Source organism: Victivallaceae bacterium, from assembly GCA_036659455.1.
In the GTDB taxonomy this organism is placed as follows: domain Bacteria; phylum Chlamydiota; class Chlamydiia; order Chlamydiales; family Chlamydiaceae; genus JAVXCN01.
Genome location: JAVXCN010000001.1, coordinates 828719 through 845663 on the forward strand (window position 1 = coordinate 828719; position 16945 = coordinate 845663).

Annotated in this window: 16 protein-coding genes; 4 read left to right on the top strand and 12 right to left on the bottom strand. The window is 37.9% G+C overall.

Annotated elements, in window-relative coordinates:
• Positions 1–74: 74 nt before the first annotated feature.
• The 8 genes from RSA43_03875 to RSA43_03910 all read right to left on the bottom strand — a co-directional run bounded on the left by RSA43_03875 (position 75) and on the right by RSA43_03910 (position 8527).
• Positions 75–1085, bottom strand: a complete 1011-nt coding sequence (locus tag RSA43_03875) for an NAD(P)H-dependent glycerol-3-phosphate dehydrogenase (GenBank protein ID MEG2496418.1) — start codon at positions 1083–1085, stop codon at positions 75–77.
• Positions 1082–2464, bottom strand: a complete 1383-nt coding sequence (locus tag RSA43_03880; GenBank protein ID MEG2496419.1) for a UTP--glucose-1-phosphate uridylyltransferase — start codon at positions 2462–2464, stop codon at positions 1082–1084. The genes RSA43_03875 and RSA43_03880 overlap by 4 nt, the downstream gene beginning before the upstream one ends.
• Positions 2465–2845: 381 nt before the next feature.
• Entirely contained in the window at positions 2846–4129 is a 1284-nt protein-coding gene (locus RSA43_03885) for a FliI/YscN family ATPase (GenBank protein MEG2496420.1), read from the bottom strand.
• Positions 4130–4133: 4 nt separating this feature from the next.
• The gene (locus RSA43_03890) at positions 4134–4700 is read right to left on the bottom strand and encodes a FliH/SctL family protein (GenBank protein MEG2496421.1); all 567 of its coding nucleotides are present in this window, start codon (positions 4698–4700) and stop codon (positions 4134–4136) included.
• Between the two features lie 4 nt (positions 4701–4704).
• Entirely contained in the window at positions 4705–5787 is a 1083-nt protein-coding gene (locus tag RSA43_03895) for a hypothetical protein (protein MEG2496422.1), read from the bottom strand.
• 133 nt (positions 5788–5920) lie between these two features.
• Entirely contained in the window at positions 5921–6727 is an 807-nt protein-coding gene (locus tag RSA43_03900; protein ID MEG2496423.1) for an iron-sulfur cluster assembly scaffold protein, read from the bottom strand.
• A complete protein-coding gene (locus tag RSA43_03905) occupies positions 6717–7847 on the bottom strand; it encodes an aminotransferase class V-fold PLP-dependent enzyme (protein MEG2496424.1) in 1131 nt (376 codons plus the stop codon). Before RSA43_03905 ends, RSA43_03900 begins: the two co-directional genes overlap by 11 nt.
• Before the next feature lie 2 nt (positions 7848–7849).
• Positions 7850–8527 (bottom strand): 2,3-bisphosphoglycerate-dependent phosphoglycerate mutase, encoded by a 678-nt coding sequence (locus tag RSA43_03910; GenBank protein ID MEG2496425.1) that lies wholly within the window; start codon positions 8525–8527, stop codon positions 7850–7852.
• 151 nt (positions 8528–8678) lie between these two features.
• Between RSA43_03910 and RSA43_03915 the strand changes: the two genes are divergently transcribed.
• On the top strand, positions 8679–9401 hold the full coding sequence (locus RSA43_03915) for a pseudouridine synthase (protein MEG2496426.1): 723 nt from the start codon (positions 8679–8681) through the stop codon (positions 9399–9401).
• A gap of 146 nt (positions 9402–9547) precedes the next feature.
• Positions 9548–9991, top strand: coding sequence for a hypothetical protein (locus RSA43_03920; protein ID MEG2496427.1), 444 nt, complete (start codon positions 9548–9550; stop codon positions 9989–9991).
• On the opposite strand, the gene RSA43_03925 is transcribed toward RSA43_03920, so the two are convergent.
• Positions 9988–10548: a biotin--[acetyl-CoA-carboxylase] ligase gene (locus RSA43_03925; protein MEG2496428.1), complete on the bottom strand. Its 561-nt coding sequence runs from the start codon at positions 10546–10548 to the stop codon at positions 9988–9990. The two genes, RSA43_03920 and RSA43_03925, sit on opposite strands and share 4 nt — an antisense overlap.
• A 30-nt stretch (positions 10549–10578) precedes the next feature.
• Between RSA43_03925 and RSA43_03930 the strand changes: the two genes are divergently transcribed.
• Positions 10579–11706 (top strand): FtsW/RodA/SpoVE family cell cycle protein, encoded by a 1128-nt coding sequence (locus tag RSA43_03930; protein ID MEG2496429.1) that lies wholly within the window; start codon positions 10579–10581, stop codon positions 11704–11706.
• Here the strand turns inward: RSA43_03930 and RSA43_03935 are convergent.
• The 3 genes from RSA43_03935 to serS are packed head-to-tail and all read right to left on the bottom strand — an operon-like array spanning position 11703 to position 15724.
• Positions 11703–13688, bottom strand: coding sequence for a cation-translocating P-type ATPase (locus RSA43_03935; GenBank protein MEG2496430.1), 1986 nt, complete (start codon positions 13686–13688; stop codon positions 11703–11705). The genes RSA43_03930 and RSA43_03935 overlap by 4 nt on opposite strands.
• 6 nt (positions 13689–13694) lie before the next feature.
• Positions 13695–14450 carry a VIT1/CCC1 transporter family protein gene (locus RSA43_03940; protein MEG2496431.1) on the bottom strand — a complete coding sequence of 252 codons (756 nt, stop codon included), beginning with the start codon at positions 14448–14450 and terminating at the stop codon, positions 13695–13697.
• Positions 14447–15724: a serine--tRNA ligase gene (gene serS, locus RSA43_03945; protein MEG2496432.1), complete on the bottom strand. Its 1278-nt coding sequence runs from the start codon at positions 15722–15724 to the stop codon at positions 14447–14449. The genes RSA43_03940 and serS overlap by 4 nt, the downstream gene beginning before the upstream one ends.
• A 42-nt stretch (positions 15725–15766) precedes the next feature.
• Between serS and ribD the strand changes: the two genes are divergently transcribed.
• Positions 15767–16885 (top strand): bifunctional diaminohydroxyphosphoribosylaminopyrimidine deaminase/5-amino-6-(5-phosphoribosylamino)uracil reductase RibD, encoded by a 1119-nt coding sequence (ribD, locus tag RSA43_03950; GenBank protein MEG2496433.1) that lies wholly within the window; start codon positions 15767–15769, stop codon positions 16883–16885.
• Positions 16886–16945: the final 60 nt, after the last annotated feature.

Here is a 16945-nt window from a genome sequence, read left to right on the forward strand (position 1 = left end):
ACCAACTGAAATCAATTTAACCATTTTCTTTTATTGGACCAATAAAAATTTTTCTAAATAGTCACTTCGTAAAATTAAAGGTACTCTTCCTTCGTATGACGTTGCATAAGCAGTTTGACTCCGTCAAAAGGATCTAATCCTTCATAGAGGGTTTTATAAACGGTATCGGTGATAGGAAGTTCTATTTTATGATGTAAAGCGATTTGACTTGCCGAAACGGCCGTATAAGCTCCTTCTACTGCCATACCGATTTTATTTTTTGCTTCTTCAAAAGTCAATCCTTCGGCAATTAATTTGCCGCAACGATAATTGCGACTTAATTTCGAAAAGCAAGTCACGCAAAGATCGCCCATACCGGACAATCCGTTGATAGTGTCGATACGGCAACCCAGGACGGATGCGAATTTGCGAATTTCATGTAATCCTCGGGTTATTAGACCGGCTTTTGCATTATCGCCGAATTTTAAACCGTCGGAAATTCCGCAAGCAATAGCAATGATATTTTTCAGTGCGCCTCCTAAGGAAACGCCTCTAATATCGGAATTCGGATAAACACGAAATTTTGGTGAAGAAAAGGCTTCGTGAATGGCCGAAATGACGGAAGTATCATATCCGCTGCAAACAACGGAACACGGCATATTGCATAAGACTTCCTGTGCTATCGATGGCCCGCTGAGACATCCGATGTATTTTTTTGCTTTTTCTCCGAAAATCTCTATTACGACGTCACTTAGAAATAAACCGGTGTTTTGTTCGATTCCCTTTGAAGTCAATATGAAAGGAACGTTAATTTCTTCTGAAATTTTTTTCAGTTGATTACATACCGGACGTATACCGGCACAAGTGACACTTTCAACAATCATTGATGAATCGGCGATGGCTTCAGTTAGATTATCGGAGAATTCAATATTTTCATGGACTTGAAAATCCGGAATTTTCGGATGAACTCCCTTATGTATGAGTTGATCGAACAGCGCTTTATTATGGGACCAGCCTACGACTCGATAACCCTTTTCGGCTAATAGGTTGGCTAAACAGAAGCCCCATATTCCCAAACCGAGACAGGTGATTTTTTTTTTAATCATAAGGCCTCAATAAAAGATTCTTCAAAGAACGCTTTTTTTCGCCATTGATGAACGGAATTCAGAGCCGAAGGGTAATAAAAATCGGCATCTAATTCAAATGTCGCATTTGGAGATAATTCTACTCCAGTGAGATCTTGAAACAATTGTCGTTCTCTTTGAGAAAGAGCTTGATGAACGGTAATCAAACTATCGTTACCTTCCAAATTTTTTAGAGGAGCAAAACATTCGGCTCGAGGATAAACTAAGGTACCGCATTTATCTGCAAAAGTAAATAAATCAAAGACGAATTCCTCAAACTTCCAAGAATCGATAATTTTAGACTGATTTTTATCATCACAATTGCGATTCCAAATTTTAGCCGATTTTTTGTTTTTATATATAGGTAGTTGAACATGATGAACCTTTTTGATAAAGTCCATGGAAAGGCAATACAGGCCTATATTGGCAATCGGATAAGTCAACGTTTCCTCAGAATTTATTGAAAAGCGTTGTTCATCGGAGATTTCGAAGTATTCAATGACAATGGTTTTCCCCGTTTCGGGCTGTCTCGCCAAAATACCGACGTTTTCTTTAGGGGTTTGTCTGAATGAAGCTTTGATGGTGACATCATTGCGGTGCTTATTGTGAAAACCGAAGAGATCGGCATCGAAAGGGAGTCCAAGAGGGTTATCGATAGGGATAATGCTAGCCATTTCCACTCCCATCTCCCGCCATTTCCCGTAAATAGGACTTTGAAATAAATTTTTTGCTACGCAGCCGTTACCGTTGGGGCCGAAGGCGATCTTATCACATTCTTCAAAGAATAAATTTCCGGAACCATCCAAGAGAGGCCATAGTGGCTGACAAAAAAAATCGACTTGTGAAGGATTTAAGCCGAAATAATCGTTATCTCGGAAATAAGAGACGATCTTATCGGCGTTAAGCGGAGAAACCATAAAGGCTAGAGGTAAGTCTTGATTAGCCCATTTGCTTGCCGATTTCGTTTTTTCTGCAATCAGTTGAAATAAGGATTTCTTTTTTACGGGAGAGACAGGAAAAAATCCTTTGGGAGCGTCGTATTTTAAACGTGAACCTTGTCCTCCGGCGAGAACAATACAAGCAACTTTTTTTTCTTGTAATAAACGGTTCCCTAAAGAGCAATAATCCCCATCAGACCCCACCAATACAAAATCGGAAGGAGGTTCGAAATTTCTTACCGATTTACCTTGAGTCAATAGTCTGCGAAGATAAAGAAAAAACTTCGAATCTAACCGCTCAATTTGCCGAAATACTCTTTCTTTCTGTAAAAGAGTCAAATCATCCCAATTATCAAAAACATGCAATTGATTGATTTGACGGATTTTCTCGGTTATATACTCACGACTCGAGGCAGGAGGCATGTTTAGCAACCTCTTGCTGTATTATTTTTTTTTTCCATTTGAAGTACTGTTCGATTTTTATTCGGTTAGCGATTCTTATTTTAGTTATAGCAGTTTCCAGCTTTTTATGGATTTCATACAATTTTTTTTCTTTGATTTTGATATGATTGCGTATATTTATTTTGTTTTTTTCCGATTTTTCTAAAAAAAAATCGTATTCGGCGACATTTCTACCGGAAAAAAATTCATTGGTTTTGATTTTGGATAATTTTTGATGCAAAGTTTCAATTTGTTCCAATTCGTATTTTTTCGACGATAATTCGGATAAAAGTGTCCCTGCTTGGTGGAGCAATCGACACTTATCAACAAAAAATAACTTTAAAAAAATCGGTTTTAGTTCCGTCACGATGAGATCAAATTTTGTAGTTCGGTTACAACCTCTTGGAATGAATAATAATCATTAAAAGATTGTTTAATAAACATCTGAATAGAGGGTAATTTTTTGATGGCCTTATCCAAGAGTGGATTGACGCCTTGATGGTAAGCACCTAATTGAATCAGATCACGGGAATCTAAATAAATTTTCAGCAATGTTTTCAGATATTCGGCATCTTTTAGGTGTGAAGAAGATATTATGGAAGACATGACTCTGGATAAGCTGTTCGTTATATTAACGGAAGGATAATCGAACAATCCTTCCAAAGGATTTGAAAGAATGATATGTCCGTCCAAGAAAGAATGAACTCTGAAAGGATTCGGCTCCATTGTTTTTTCTTGAGATAAGGCAGAAAAAATTCCCGTTATGGATCCTTTCTTCGTATTACCGGTCCGTTCCAATAATTGAGCCAAAGAAAGATTTACCGAAGGGAAAAGCGTTGAATTTTTTTGAGAACCGGAAGATACGGCGAGCTCTTTAAGAGATTGCTCATAACGGGATATGGAATCCATAATGAGCAGCACGTTCAAATTCAGATCTCTGAAGTATTCGGCTATGGACATAGCCGAATTAGCTGCTAAAATTTTAGAGGCCGGTGTTTCATCGGATGTCGATAAAACAAGGATGGATTTTTTAAGTCGTTGTTCCCCTAACTTCTCTATAAATTCTTGAGCTTCTCTTCCTCGTTCTCCAATTAAGGCAATGACGTTCAGATCCGAAGTGCGTGATTTCGAAATTTGAGCCAGTAAGGTGGATTTTCCGTAACCGGGTTCGGAAAAAATTCCTATTTTTTGTCCGATGCCTATTGTACAGAAAGCATCTATGACTTTTATTCCGGTTTCGAATACCGATGTGATGGGTTGTCTTTTGAGAGGAGGAGGAGGAGGGTTCTCCACTAAGCGTCGTTTCCCTTTAATCGGTCCTTTTTCGTCTATAGGGTGTCCTTCGGAATTAATCACTCTTCCCAAAAGCTCATAGCCGACTCGGATTCGATGACGCAATCCTGTGGGATAAACGAGATCTCCGGGCGATAATGCCGTTAAGGAGCACACGGCAGTCAGGAGAATCATATTTTCATTGAATCCGGAAACAATCGTGGTAAGCATCCCGGATTTTCCATAGATGTAACAGACTTCTCCTATGAATCCTTTAAAACCGGATACTTCGATAATCGTACCCGCGATTCTTAAGACATAACCGCATTGCTTAGGACATGTCCAGGACACCAGTCGGGTGTCGTATTCGAGCATACAATTATAATTCCAAGTGGTTGAGTAAGTTATCTATTTCAGTTGGTATATCATAAAATATAAGAGAATCGGGAGTATTAATTTTGAAACTTCCCTCATTTAAGGATTCTTCCGAAGACCAAGTCACGTTCAAAGGTAGATGACAATCATTTCTTCGTGCCCAATCGTTTAATTTTTTTAAATCTTTGGGGGAAAGAAAAACTTTGACTGACTTCGGAAAACATTCCAAATGTTTGGAAATAACGTTTGAGACGGTTTCCGTTAGACCTGAGATCGTCGTTAATCGTTTCAATAATATTTTTTCACATAAGCGAATACAAAAGGTAATCAATTCGGATTGAATATCCGTTTTTAAAGTCGTAGTTTTTTCCAAGAGATTGTTTACTACTTTTTTAAATATGTTAATGAGTATATCCATTTCATTTTGGGATTTTTCATATCCGGAGATTTCTCCTTCTTTAAAACCCTCTTTGAAGGCTCTCGCTGTCTCTTCTTTTATCAAATTTTCCAGATGGGATTTTGATTTTTGAGGGCCGGAGGTGATATCGAGAATATTTTGGGTTTCGTTCATAAAGTTATTTACCGTATTCATCTAAAAAATTGCGCATGTTTTCGGGTAGGAGGTTTTTTATTTCTCGAGTTCTCTTTTCATCAAGATAGGAGAGTATTAAAGCGACCTTATCCACATCTTGTTTGCTCAATAAATCCGCTAATTTTTTCAGAGGATTTTTTTTATCCCTTACGGGTATATCGTAACAACCGGATCCGGTAGAGGTAGTCTTTTTCAACAGATAGTAGTAGGCCGCCAATATGAATAGTCCGCTGATTGTTAAATATACGGTTCCGAAAATCCATTTCGGGAGTCTTAAAAGTCTCGTATCCATGGAATGTTCGGAAAAAAACGGAACCGAATTTACGGATACAATGGGAACCAGCCCTTCTTTTGAAATAAATGTTTGGGATTTATTGATCAGATTATCCATTAATAATGCTTTGGATTTCGAAGAAATCGTTTTTAAAAAATCGGTATTTAATATGATGTCCAGATAACCTTCCCAATCATTTCTGGAGTTTTTTTTTAACTGAAAATTTAGAAAATAGTGTTTTTTCGGCATTAGGTTACTTATATGCAGTGACAATGAGTTTTTGATTTTATTTTCTTGTTGCTCGACAGCAAGTTCCTCTTGATGAAATTCCGTAGAATAAGATACTCCGTTATGATCCGTAACGGAAATCATGTTCGTATGAATATGTCCTAGATGTCCTTTGATATAACCGATAAGAGAGTGTACCTGATTGTTCGTAAGTATTTTTATATCTTCGGTAGGAGTAATAATTAAAGAAAGCTTGGATAGTTCTCGATCATTTTCGTCTAAGAAAAAAGCTGCTTTAGCGGATTCTATAAAACTGAATGAAGTTAAATCTCTTTCTATTTGTTCTTTAAAAAGTCTTTGTCCCGTTAGATCGAATTCTCCGTTTTCATTGAATTTCATCATTCCCGAAAATGAAAAGGGTTTATCGGTCATTTGCAACGAAGTTTTTTTTTCCGAATGAGAATTTAAAGGAGTTATAGGGGCATTTTTCATTTTTAGATTTAGAGATATGAAAACAACGACGCCTCCAAGAATCAAGAGGAGTAATTTTTTTCTTTGGATCATGGAATGGATCCGGTTAAGAATATCTTTGCCGTACGTCACGTTTGTTATCTATCCCCTTTTTTAACAACCTGTAACAAAAATAAAAAAAATTTACAATTTTTTATGGATGGGAACGGATGATTTCAATTATGCCTCAGGCATCCGAAGGTTTGAAAAAGAGAGAATTTTCTTCTACTTGAACTTCAATATCTGAATACACATAAGATTTTAATATTTCAATGATGGAATTTAACGTAGAACCGACGGCAGAGTAACAACCCGTACAAGCCCCTTGGTATGCTATAGTTACCGTGTTATGAATCACGTTAAGAACGGAAATATCTCCTCCGTCCATTCGGATATAAGGAATTATACAAGCCTCCAGTGCAACTAGAATGCGTTGTTTTTTGTCGTCATCCGATAAACCTTCCCAATCTTCCTTGTTTAGCGGAGGCAGAAGAGATTCAAGATCAGGATTGTCTTCTTCCCGAGACACGAAAGAAGACAAAGGAATTCCGGGAATCATAGTGCAACTTTCGGCCAGACCATCGAGAACATCTATAATAAGTCCGAAATACATTATGCAGGATGAAGGAAGAGATACCCCGGAAGAATCTTTGAGGTTGAGATCGATAGTTTCGAAAGATACGTTATAGGCGTTCGTGTATTCTTTACCGATCATCATTTCACAGGCCGTTTCACCGATAGCAATCAGAGCAGGGTTTCCGAATGCCTGAAATTTGGCATCAACGATAAATCCTGTTTCGCTATCGATTAACCAATATATATGGATCATGTTTCCGACCAGAACATGTCCTTTGTGTTCTTTGATTAGGGTCAATTCTTGATTACGAGCTTCTTCATCGGTAAAAGTACCGACGCAACGGGGAGAAAGAATTTTATTAACGGCTTTTTGACCGTAAGATTCCCAGCCGTAAAGAATTTCGGGTTTAAAAGTCATATCTTATATCCTCGGTTATATGACTCATAAGTTTGTCGACTCCACCGGCGATATGGGTTATTGCCGAGGCGATATCCTTTTCGATAATGAAAGGAGATAGAGCAAAAGATAAGCAGGAAAAAGCTTGAGTTGCAGAAATTCCCGAAGCTTGAAGAATTTCAGGAAGAGATTGGAATATGTTGTTTCCTAGAGCCGGATAGATTTGATTTTGATTGAGAATAAATGCGAGAGATTCGGCAGCTATTCCTTCAAAATGCACAACGGTTACATCCGGTACTTGATCGATGCCCTCAAAGACTATGGAAGCAGTCGGAATACGGTCAATAATACGGTCTTCAAGTAAATGTTTTAGTCGATTGATTTCCAGATTTATAAAATCACTTTCTTTAGCTAAACATAAGGCCGTTTCTCCGAGAGCAATATTACCTGCCAGTGTTTGAGAGGGGTGAGTCTCGTTAAAATCGGGAAAGAAGACCTGTAAATTACGAAAAAGTTTTTTTTTAATGAAAATACCGCCGGTTCCGGGAATCCCATTTAGGGAAATTCCAGAAAAAGAAATGAAATCTGCTTGAGTATTTAAAGGCGTTAAAGGAATTTTTCCTAAACCATGGGAGATATCCACATGAATCAAGATATCTCTTTGTTTGCAAATGTCGAAAATTTCTTCCCACGGTTGTATAATACCGGTAAGACCATTGACCAAAGAAAAAGAGAATAAAAGAGTTCTAGGTGACAGTGAAGCAATAAGAGCTTCTTGTTTTATTATTCCGTCCGTACAAGGAACCCAATCATATTGACTACCGTAAATTTGCATATTTTTTACCGTAGCAATGTATTGTTTCTCGGCGGTAGCAGGTATTAAAAAACCGTTTTTACCTTGATGTCGCAAAGAATTTAAAAAAACGGCAGGAAATAACGACGAAGCGGGATGTCCGCCGTTCCCTAAAAATCTAAAAACATAATCTTCCGGCGAACATCCCGTTAAGGCTCTAATGGATTCTTCAGCTTTCGCTAAAAGACTTCTTATGTTTTCTAAAGAACCGAAAAAATCGGAATAAGAGCAAAAAGCTTCTTTTACTTGTGGGAATAAGGGGCCGCAAGTGCGGTTATTAAACCACATCATCAGCGATACTTCGAAAAATTGCCGTTTTCATATTTATATATGATTGGATATCCCGTAGGAATTTCCAATGAAAGGACTTCTTCTTCACTAAGCCGGTCTATTTCCATAACTAGAGAACGCAACGAATTACCGTGAGCGGCTATTAAAACGTTTTTATCGTTATCCAGATCTTTCTTAATAAAGTCATTGAAGTAAGGAACTGCCCTTTGAGCAGTGTCGAAAAGACTTTCTCCTTCAGGAGGTTGAGTTCGGAAACTTCTTCTCCAAAGAGCCACTTGTTCTTTCCCGAATTCCTTTTCCGTAGCGGCTTTATTTTTTCCTTGAAGCTTACCGTACATTCTTTCGTTAAGTGACGAATTTTGAATAAGAGGAATAAGTTGCTTTTTTTCTTCCGGGTTATCGAAAAATGATTTTTCAAACGCCTTGGAATCTTCATCATGAACCAAAAACGGAACTTTACCCGATTCATGACTTGTCATCGCGAGTAAGGCGGTCATAAGACTTCGGACCAAGCAAGAAGTGTAAATAATGTCTACCGGTAAGTGACGAATGACCGAACCGGCTTTTAAAGCTTCGTTAATTCCGGTCTCGCTTAACGGGATGTCTACCCAGCCCGTAAATAAATTTTTTTCATTCCAAACGGATTTTCCATGACGTAGTAGGATGAGTAGAGGCATAAAACGATCTCGAGTGATTAATTAGTTTTAAAAGAATCTTAATATTGAATCAATGTCAAGTTTAATTTAAGATACCTTATTATTTCAATATATTAGACACTAATTCATTTTACGGGCAAAATATCTGATTTTATATGAGTAGATTTCGCAAGTGACAAAGATCAGATTGAATAAATTTTTATCCTCGGCGGGAGTGGCTTCACGAAGAGGCTGTGACAAGTTGATTTTTGACGGCAAAATCATGGTTAATGGCGTAGTTGCCGAAGGACCGTTTATTGCCGTCGATCCTCAAAAAGACGTCGTGATGTATGACGAAGAAAGAGTCATATTGCAAAACAAAGTATATTTTATGCTGCATAAACCGGAAGGTTATTTGTGCTCGTCTCAAAAAAAATTTCTTAATGATAAATTGGTTATAGATCTTTTTGCTCATTTGCCCTACAGAGTTTTTACGGTAGGTCGATTGGATAAAGAGACGACCGGTTTGCTTTTGATTACGAATGACGGTGATTTTGCCAATAAAATCATTCATCCTTCATACGGAATTACGAAGGAATATCTTTTAAAGGTGTCGCAAGACGTCTCCGATTTTCAATTAAAGTCTTTTATGAACGGAGGTCTGATTGACGGTTCGATCATAAAACCGGTTTCGGTTACGAAAATACGTAGGGGAACTCTCAAAGTAGTAGTGGGCGAAGGCAAAAAGCATGAAGTTCGCTTGTTAGCCGAAATAGCAGGATTAAACCTATTATCTTTAGCTAGAATTCGTATAGGAAGCTTAGTGCTCGGAGGACTGCCTTACGGCGGATATCGTGAATTGACGACCTCTGAAATCGATGCTTGTTTACATAATCGTGATAGGATAAAAAGATAAATTTTCGACCGATAAATAAGGTATTCGTCACCGTGTTTGTTTGTGTTTCAGTTTTGCTCATTTGTTTTTTGTCCGGACTATCTTGGGGCAGTTATATCCGTTTGAGGAATCTTGTTCGATCAACAGTTGTATCTTGGCAATTAATAATGATTCAGGAAACGGAAAAACGACTCGCTTTAAAGGAAGCGTTCAGTCATTCATTATTTGACAACGAATTTAAAAGCGAATCGGACAATCTTTCGGAGGAGATCGATATTCTGATTAGTATGCGGGAGGTTTCTTGGAGATGTTTTTTAAATAAGGCGGAAGATTTTGCGAGTTGTTTGGAAGAGATGACAGCTGGATTGAAACAATGTTTTGAGCGATTAGATGCATGTATTGAATCCATGGACGTAATGTCTGAAGAGGATAAGTTGTTTTTTATGACGCGATTAGAAAATTTTTGGGCTGCAGCCAATTTATCTTCTTTTTATGAAAATTCGTTGTATAAAATCGTTGAAGCTTATAACTGTCAAAGAATGGGATTGTTCTATAGCTTAGCCAGAGAAGGGTTTCGTTTTAAGGAGCTTGTCATGGGCGGTTATTTCTAATCCCACATCGTTAAATGTCCAAATGTTTGTAGTACGTTTTTAATAATATATTTCGTAATCGTTTTTTTTATTTTCGATATATCATGTTTTTTTCCGATTTCTTGAAAAAGAGAAGTGGCGGGTTGAGGGATTAGATTTAGAAAATCGATACCGGTATTGATATTCAATCCTAAGCCTAAGATGATGCAAAGCTTTTCGTTGATAGGGATTGTTTCACAAAGAATTCCGGCTATTTTTTTATCGTTTACCATCACATCATTAGGCCATTTGATGCGAAAGTTTTTAATATTTTCTTTTTCGAGCAAGTTGCATATCGCTCGGGACCCGATAGTCGTTAACAATGCATTGTCAAGCTCTTGTATTTTAAGAAAAAATGCAAAAGATGTTGTCAGATTTTTTTCCGAAGATAACCACGATTTTCCGAAAGTACCTTTTCCTTCGGATTGATAGAGAGCATGGAGTACCGTTAGAGCTTCCGTTTTTAAGGAATGAATGATTGTTTTCATTAATTGATTAGTCGAGCGTACTTGTAAAAAATTGAAATAAATTATCTTCATAAGATTTGTGAATTTCCTGATAATTCGGATATGAGTAATTATAAGTACTTAAGATATATTAATCGGTTTAGCATCATAATTATTTTAATATTGATGGGTATTAGTCTTACAGTGATTTCTTCCGTTGATCCATCCTTGAGTTCTTCCGGAAAAACTTTTTTTACTCCGAAATCCTTGATGCAACTCAGACATTTTATTTTGGGATGGGGAATTTTTTGTTTCTTTGCTGTGATTGATTACAACAGCCTTAGAAATTGGGCTTTACCTATTTATATAATCACTATTATTAGTTTAATCGGACTTTTTTTTACCCCGGCTGTTCAAAGTGTTCATCGGTGGTATCGGCTGCCTTTGATCGGGCTTAGCGTTCAACCTTCGGAATATGCTAAACTTGTGATTGTTATTATGTTAAGTTTTTTTTTAGACAATAAAAAATATGTAATATCTTCTTGGTTAACTGCAGGTTGGGCTTTTACAATCGTTTGCATACCTTTTTATTTGATTTTAAAGGAGCCGGATTTAGGCACTGCTTTAATTTTATGGCTGAATGCTCTCGTTGTTTTTTATTTAGCTAAGATTAAGCCTTTATTGATCCGTATTTTATCTTGTCTGGGAATAGTAAGTGCCTGTGTTTTATTGACTGTTTTTTTAGGTGTTCTACCCTTCGATAAAGTCAAACCGTCAGCTTTAAAGATTTTGAAAGAATATCAATACGAACGTCTCAATCCGGATAATCATCATCAACGCGCTTCAGTAACTTCAATAGGTATCGGAGGGTTTTCCGGACAAGGTTGGCGTTCGGGAGAATTTGCCGGAAGAGGTTGGTTGCCTTATAGTTACACCGATTCTGTTTTTTCGGCTTTTGGAGAAGAGTTCGGTTTTATCGGTTTGTTATTTTTAATTTCTCTTTTCTACGGACTGATTTATTTCGGCTATAAAACTACAATGGTTGCAAAAGATGATTTCGGTAAATTGTTATCCGCAGGGATTACGGTTTATATTACCATGCACGTGCTTATTAATATCAGTATGATGTGCGGATGTCTTCCCATTACCGGAGTTCCTTTAATTTTAGTTTCATACGGAGGTTCTTCTGTCGTGGCTACGATGTCGGCATTAGGAATCCTGCAAAGCATTTACAGTCGCCGACTTTTTTAGGTTTTCAGTAATCTTAATGCATTTAACCCGACGATTATCGTGCTGCCCTCATGGAGAATAACGGCTAACCAAAGAGGGATTATTCCGAATAACGCGGGTACGGAAATAAGTAAAATGATAGCGGCAGCCAGTCCGAGATTTTGCAGAACAATGTTTTGAGTTTGCTTAGCTTTATTGATTAACCAAATTAAACCGGTTAAATTATCCCGTAATAAAACTACATCCGCTGCCTCTATTGCAGAGGCACTACCTACTTGTCCCATGGCCACTCCCACGGTGGCTTGTGCGAGTGAAGGAGCGTCATTAATACCGTCACCCACCATAATTAAGTTGTGTTTCTCTGCCAAATTACGGATTGCATGTAATTTTTCGGCAGGATCGAGATCATAAAGAACTTCAGTAATATTTAATTCGGAGGCAATATTGAGAGCACTTGTTTTATGATCACCCGTTAGCATAATGGTTGTCATATTAAGATTTTTCAATTGCTTGATGACTTCGCAAGCTTCCGGTCTAGGAGAATCTTTAAAGCGAAACAAAAGCACTCCCGTGGTTGTTTTAAGCAAAGAACAAGTGTCTCCCTTTTCCTTGGATTCCGTAATGCATCTCGTTAGCTCAAGACGTAGATCTTCGGATACCATAGGCATGATAAATTCCGATTTTCCGATGAATACCTTTTCTTCCTCGATCAGAGCCTCGACTCCGATCCCGGGGATCATATGGTAAGCAGTCAAATGTAGAGGAACAACTCCTTCTTTTTGTGAAAAATCAACGATAGCTTGAGCAATCGGATGAGAAGATGACTGTTCTAAGGCCATTGCAAGAGATAAAGGATTGTAATCGGGAAATTTTCCGAAAATTTGATATCCTATGCAAGTGAGTTCGCCGATGGTCAGAGTTCCCGTTTTGTCCATAACTATGGCATCACATTTATTTACGGCATCCAGAGTGATTCCTCCTTTTAAGAGAATGCCTTTTTTGGCGCACGCATTGATGGCACTCAAATAAGCAATGGGTACGGCAATAATTAATGCACAAGGAGAAGCCGCTATGAGAAAAGATAATGCTTTATAGAAAGAGCTTTCTTGTCCCAAAAAAGGTGTGGATGATATGAGAGGTAGCCCAATAGCAACAACAGTAGCAATAATAAAAATAGTTGCTGCATAAATCGAAGAATATCGATCTAATTTTCTTTGCAAACGCGGTTTCGTATTTTGAGCTTGAACTACCAGTTGGATAATACGTTCTACGGTAGAATCCGAACCTAGTCTGGTGACTTCCAAATCGAAAGCTCCTTCGATGTTATAGGCACCCGCAGGTATTTGATCGGCTTCTTTACAGGCTTGCGGAATTTTCTCTCCTGTGAGGTGCATAAGATTGAGAGATGAAGACCCTCTTATGATAATACCGTCTAAAGGAACTACCTCTCCGCTTTTTATCTTAATAATTTGTCCGACTTTAACTTGTTTAATCAAAGTTTTGGCAAGCGTTCCGTCTTCATTAATGACCCAAACTACATTGGGAGTTAATTTTTTAAGAGAGGAAAGAGTATTTTTTGTTTTAGAGGAAACCATTTGGCTCATAGCTTCCGAAATAGCGAATAATACGAGTAGAAGAGCTCCTTCTTTTTCTCCATTGATAAATATGGAGCCGAAAGCCGCTACGGTCATTAAACTATCGATATTAACGGATTTATTCAAGACGTCTTCGATAGATTTTATAACGGCAGGAGTGCCTGCTATGAAAAATGTGAGTAGGATTAGAAAATTGCATAAATTAAGAGCATGTAATTTATAGGCAAGGAGACCCGATGTGTATATAACGGCTGAAAATAGTGCGGATTTCAGAGATAAATAAGAACTGAATTTACGATCTTTCTTAGAGAGTAAGGGACTGGTATTTTCCGACATGCCCGATTCGAAAAAATCCGTTAGCAATTCCGGATTAAATCTATTCGGTACAAAAAAAAACTTTTTAAACATAGATACCTACTTCAGTAGATTAACGAATATTCGCAATGATTCGAATACGGTTATAAAAAAACCGATATTCCAAACGAAAGAAGTAACCGTATTAGTGCCTAAATAATAGGCGCGGATAACAGCTGAAAGAGAAAATACAAGACCCACGACACATCCTGAAATCGTATATGAAGGTATCAAAATCGAAGGTATTAGGATAACTAATACGGGAAGAGTTATTAAAACGAATCTCAGACCCTGTTTTAACGGATGAAGATATGTTTCATTATCCAATTTTAGTTCTTCCTGAATCATACTATTAAGAAGAAGCTGAGAGTCTGAGGTCAGATAATCGGCAATTTCTTCCAATAATTTTCCTTGAAATCCTTTTGCTTCATATATAGCTATTATTTCTTCTTTTTCTTCTTCAGGATTGTCTTCTATCTCTTTTCTTTCTTCATTTATTTTGTTGTGAGCAAATTGTAAGTGATTCCAGGAATTTAACGTAATCATACTCGCACGGATGAAAATAAGAGAGACCGAAAAGAGACAAAGAGGTGCGAAAGTAAGCTTTATCGAAGGATAAATAAAATATAAAAAAGTTCTGAGCAAAAATAATAAGCAGCAAAAATCTCTCGTTTCCTTAATAAAAATATGTAGTAACGGACGATTATTATCGTGAGACTCATCAACCGAAACTCCTAATTTTTGTTTAACTTTTTCAAGATGAGTTTTTACGGTATCTCTTGAAAAATGAGAGTTCGGCTTTTGAGGATCCATCATAATATCTCGATTCTTTCCATTCCGTTTAGATATTTTCTTAAAACTTGAGGAATAATGATAGAGCCATCGACGGTTTGATTATTTTCAAGCAAAGCAACCATCAATCGAGGAGTTGCCAGACCGGAACCGTTTAAAGTATGTGCGAAATGAAGACGGTTGTCTTGATCCTTATAACGGATATTGGACCGTCTGGCCTGATAGTCACTACAGTTCGATATGGAGGACACTTCATAGTAACGGCTTTGTCCGGGAAGCCATACCTCAACGTCGATTGTCCTGCATGCCGTAAAGGACATGTCTCCTGTGCTTAATAAGGATAATTGATAATGGAGCCCTAAAGAAATAAGAATATCTTCTGCCGTTGCCAGCATTTTATCAAAAATTATTTGATTCTGTTCGGGAGTCGTAAAAGCAAACATTTCTATCTTGTGAAATTGATGAACTCTGACAAGTCCTCGTTCTTGAGCTCCTGCAGCTCCGGCTTCTCTTCTGAAACAGGGTGAAAAGGCTGCATAAGTAAGAGGAAGTTCGGACTCGCGGAATATTTCATTGGAATGCAATCCGTTTAATACGACTTCTGCGGTTGGGATAAGGTAAAGACTTTGGTTGCCGTCTTCTACTTTATAATATTGACCGTCGAATTTGGGTATTTGCCCCGATCCGAATAAAATGTCTTTTTTTACCAAAAGCGGGGGCAACCAAAGTTCGAACCCATGTTCAACCTGTTTATCCATCATAAAGGATAATAAGGCCCATTCAAGTTTGGCTCCGAGATTTCGATAAGCAGGCCAACCCGAACCGGTCGTCTTTGCAGTTCTCTCAAAATCAAACAGAACGTGTTTATCGTTTAACTCCAAATGATTTAGAGGATGAAAATTAAAAGTAGGTTTTTCGGACCACGATTTAATAACGATGTTGCCTTCCTTCCCTTCGGCTACGGGAACGGTTTCTTCCGGATAATTCGGAAGATACGACATTCGTCGGAAAAATTCGTCTTTCGTCTGAGTCAATTGTTGTTCAAGAAAAGCGATTTTTTCTTTCAAATCATCAACTTCTTGAATTAATTGAATCTTTAGATTGGGATCGCTTTTGGCTAATCGTATTTTTTCCGAAAGAGTTTTTTTATGGGAAACCAATCGTTCGGATTCGGTTTTTAGATTTCTGATCCGTTCGTCAAGAGTCAAAATTTCGGATAAGGAAACATCCGAAACTTTTCTTTTTAGGAGCTTTTCGCATTGTTCGGGATTCTTGCGGATTAACTTTATGTCGAGCATACTACAACTGCCGTGACCGTGTTTTCAATGTGAGTCAAGTATATGGAAGAGCATGATCGTCAACAACTGTTTTTTATGCGAGAAGCTATTTCATTTTCGCTTAAGGGGCGGTATTTATCTCCTCCGAATCCTTGGGTAGGTGCCTTGATCGTAAAAGACAATCGCATAATATCTGCTGGATGGCATGAAGGTCCAGGTACTTTACATGCTGAGGAGGTTGCTATAAGAGGAGCGGAAAAAGACACGGATTTTTCTTCATGCCTATTATACGTCACTCTGGAACCTTGCAGTCATTTCGGAAAACGACCTCCGTGCGTAGATTTATTGATTCGACAATGTTTTAAAAAAGTGATTGTTGGAATAAAAGATCCGGATGTGCGTGTTGCCGGGCAAGGGATAGAAAAACTTCTAAAGGCTGGTATTGAAACGATTGTCGGGATCGGAAGGCAAGAAGTTGAAAGGTCTTTAAGTGATTATTTATATCAAAGAAGTTGTGCTAGACCGCGAGTAGTTTTAAAAACCGCTTTAAGCATCGACGGTTGTTTTTCCGCAAAAGACGGTTCTTCTCAATGGATTACTGATGAAGAATCCAGATTGGACGCGGCAATGGAACGAGCTGCTTCGCAAGCAATTATAGTAGGTAGCAAAACCGTAATTAGAGATAACCCTCTATTGACCGTACGTCACCCGAATATTCAGTCATTTAATCCTCCTTTAAGGGTGGTTTTGGATTCTTCGGGCAGAGTTTCGGGAGATGAAAAGATTTTTTGCACTCAAGAAGCGCCTACTCTCTATGTGACTACCGATCGATGTCCTAAGAAATTAATACTGCGATTGAATGCGAAAGACGTTGAAACGATTACTTTACAGGGAAAATTCGGTTTTATAGATCTCGTCCGTCTTATCGAAATATTGCAACGGAAGAATTGCTTGAGGATTTTGGTTGAGGGAGGAGCTGCTGTTCATGGTGCTTTTTTAAGAGAGAAACTGGCTGATTTTTTTATCGTATATTATGGTCCTTGTATTTTAGGAGAGGGTCATCGAGGATTCTCAATGCCGTCATTGGGTATTCATAATATTGCGGAGAAATATGTTTTGACATTGGATGATGTCCACAAAGTTGGGAGAGGTTTCCGCGCCGATTATAGTTGCCCTCGTTAATGTTAAAAATTTTTTATGTTGTCATTTTTTTAAAAAGACCTGTTTTGCATTGGATATTTT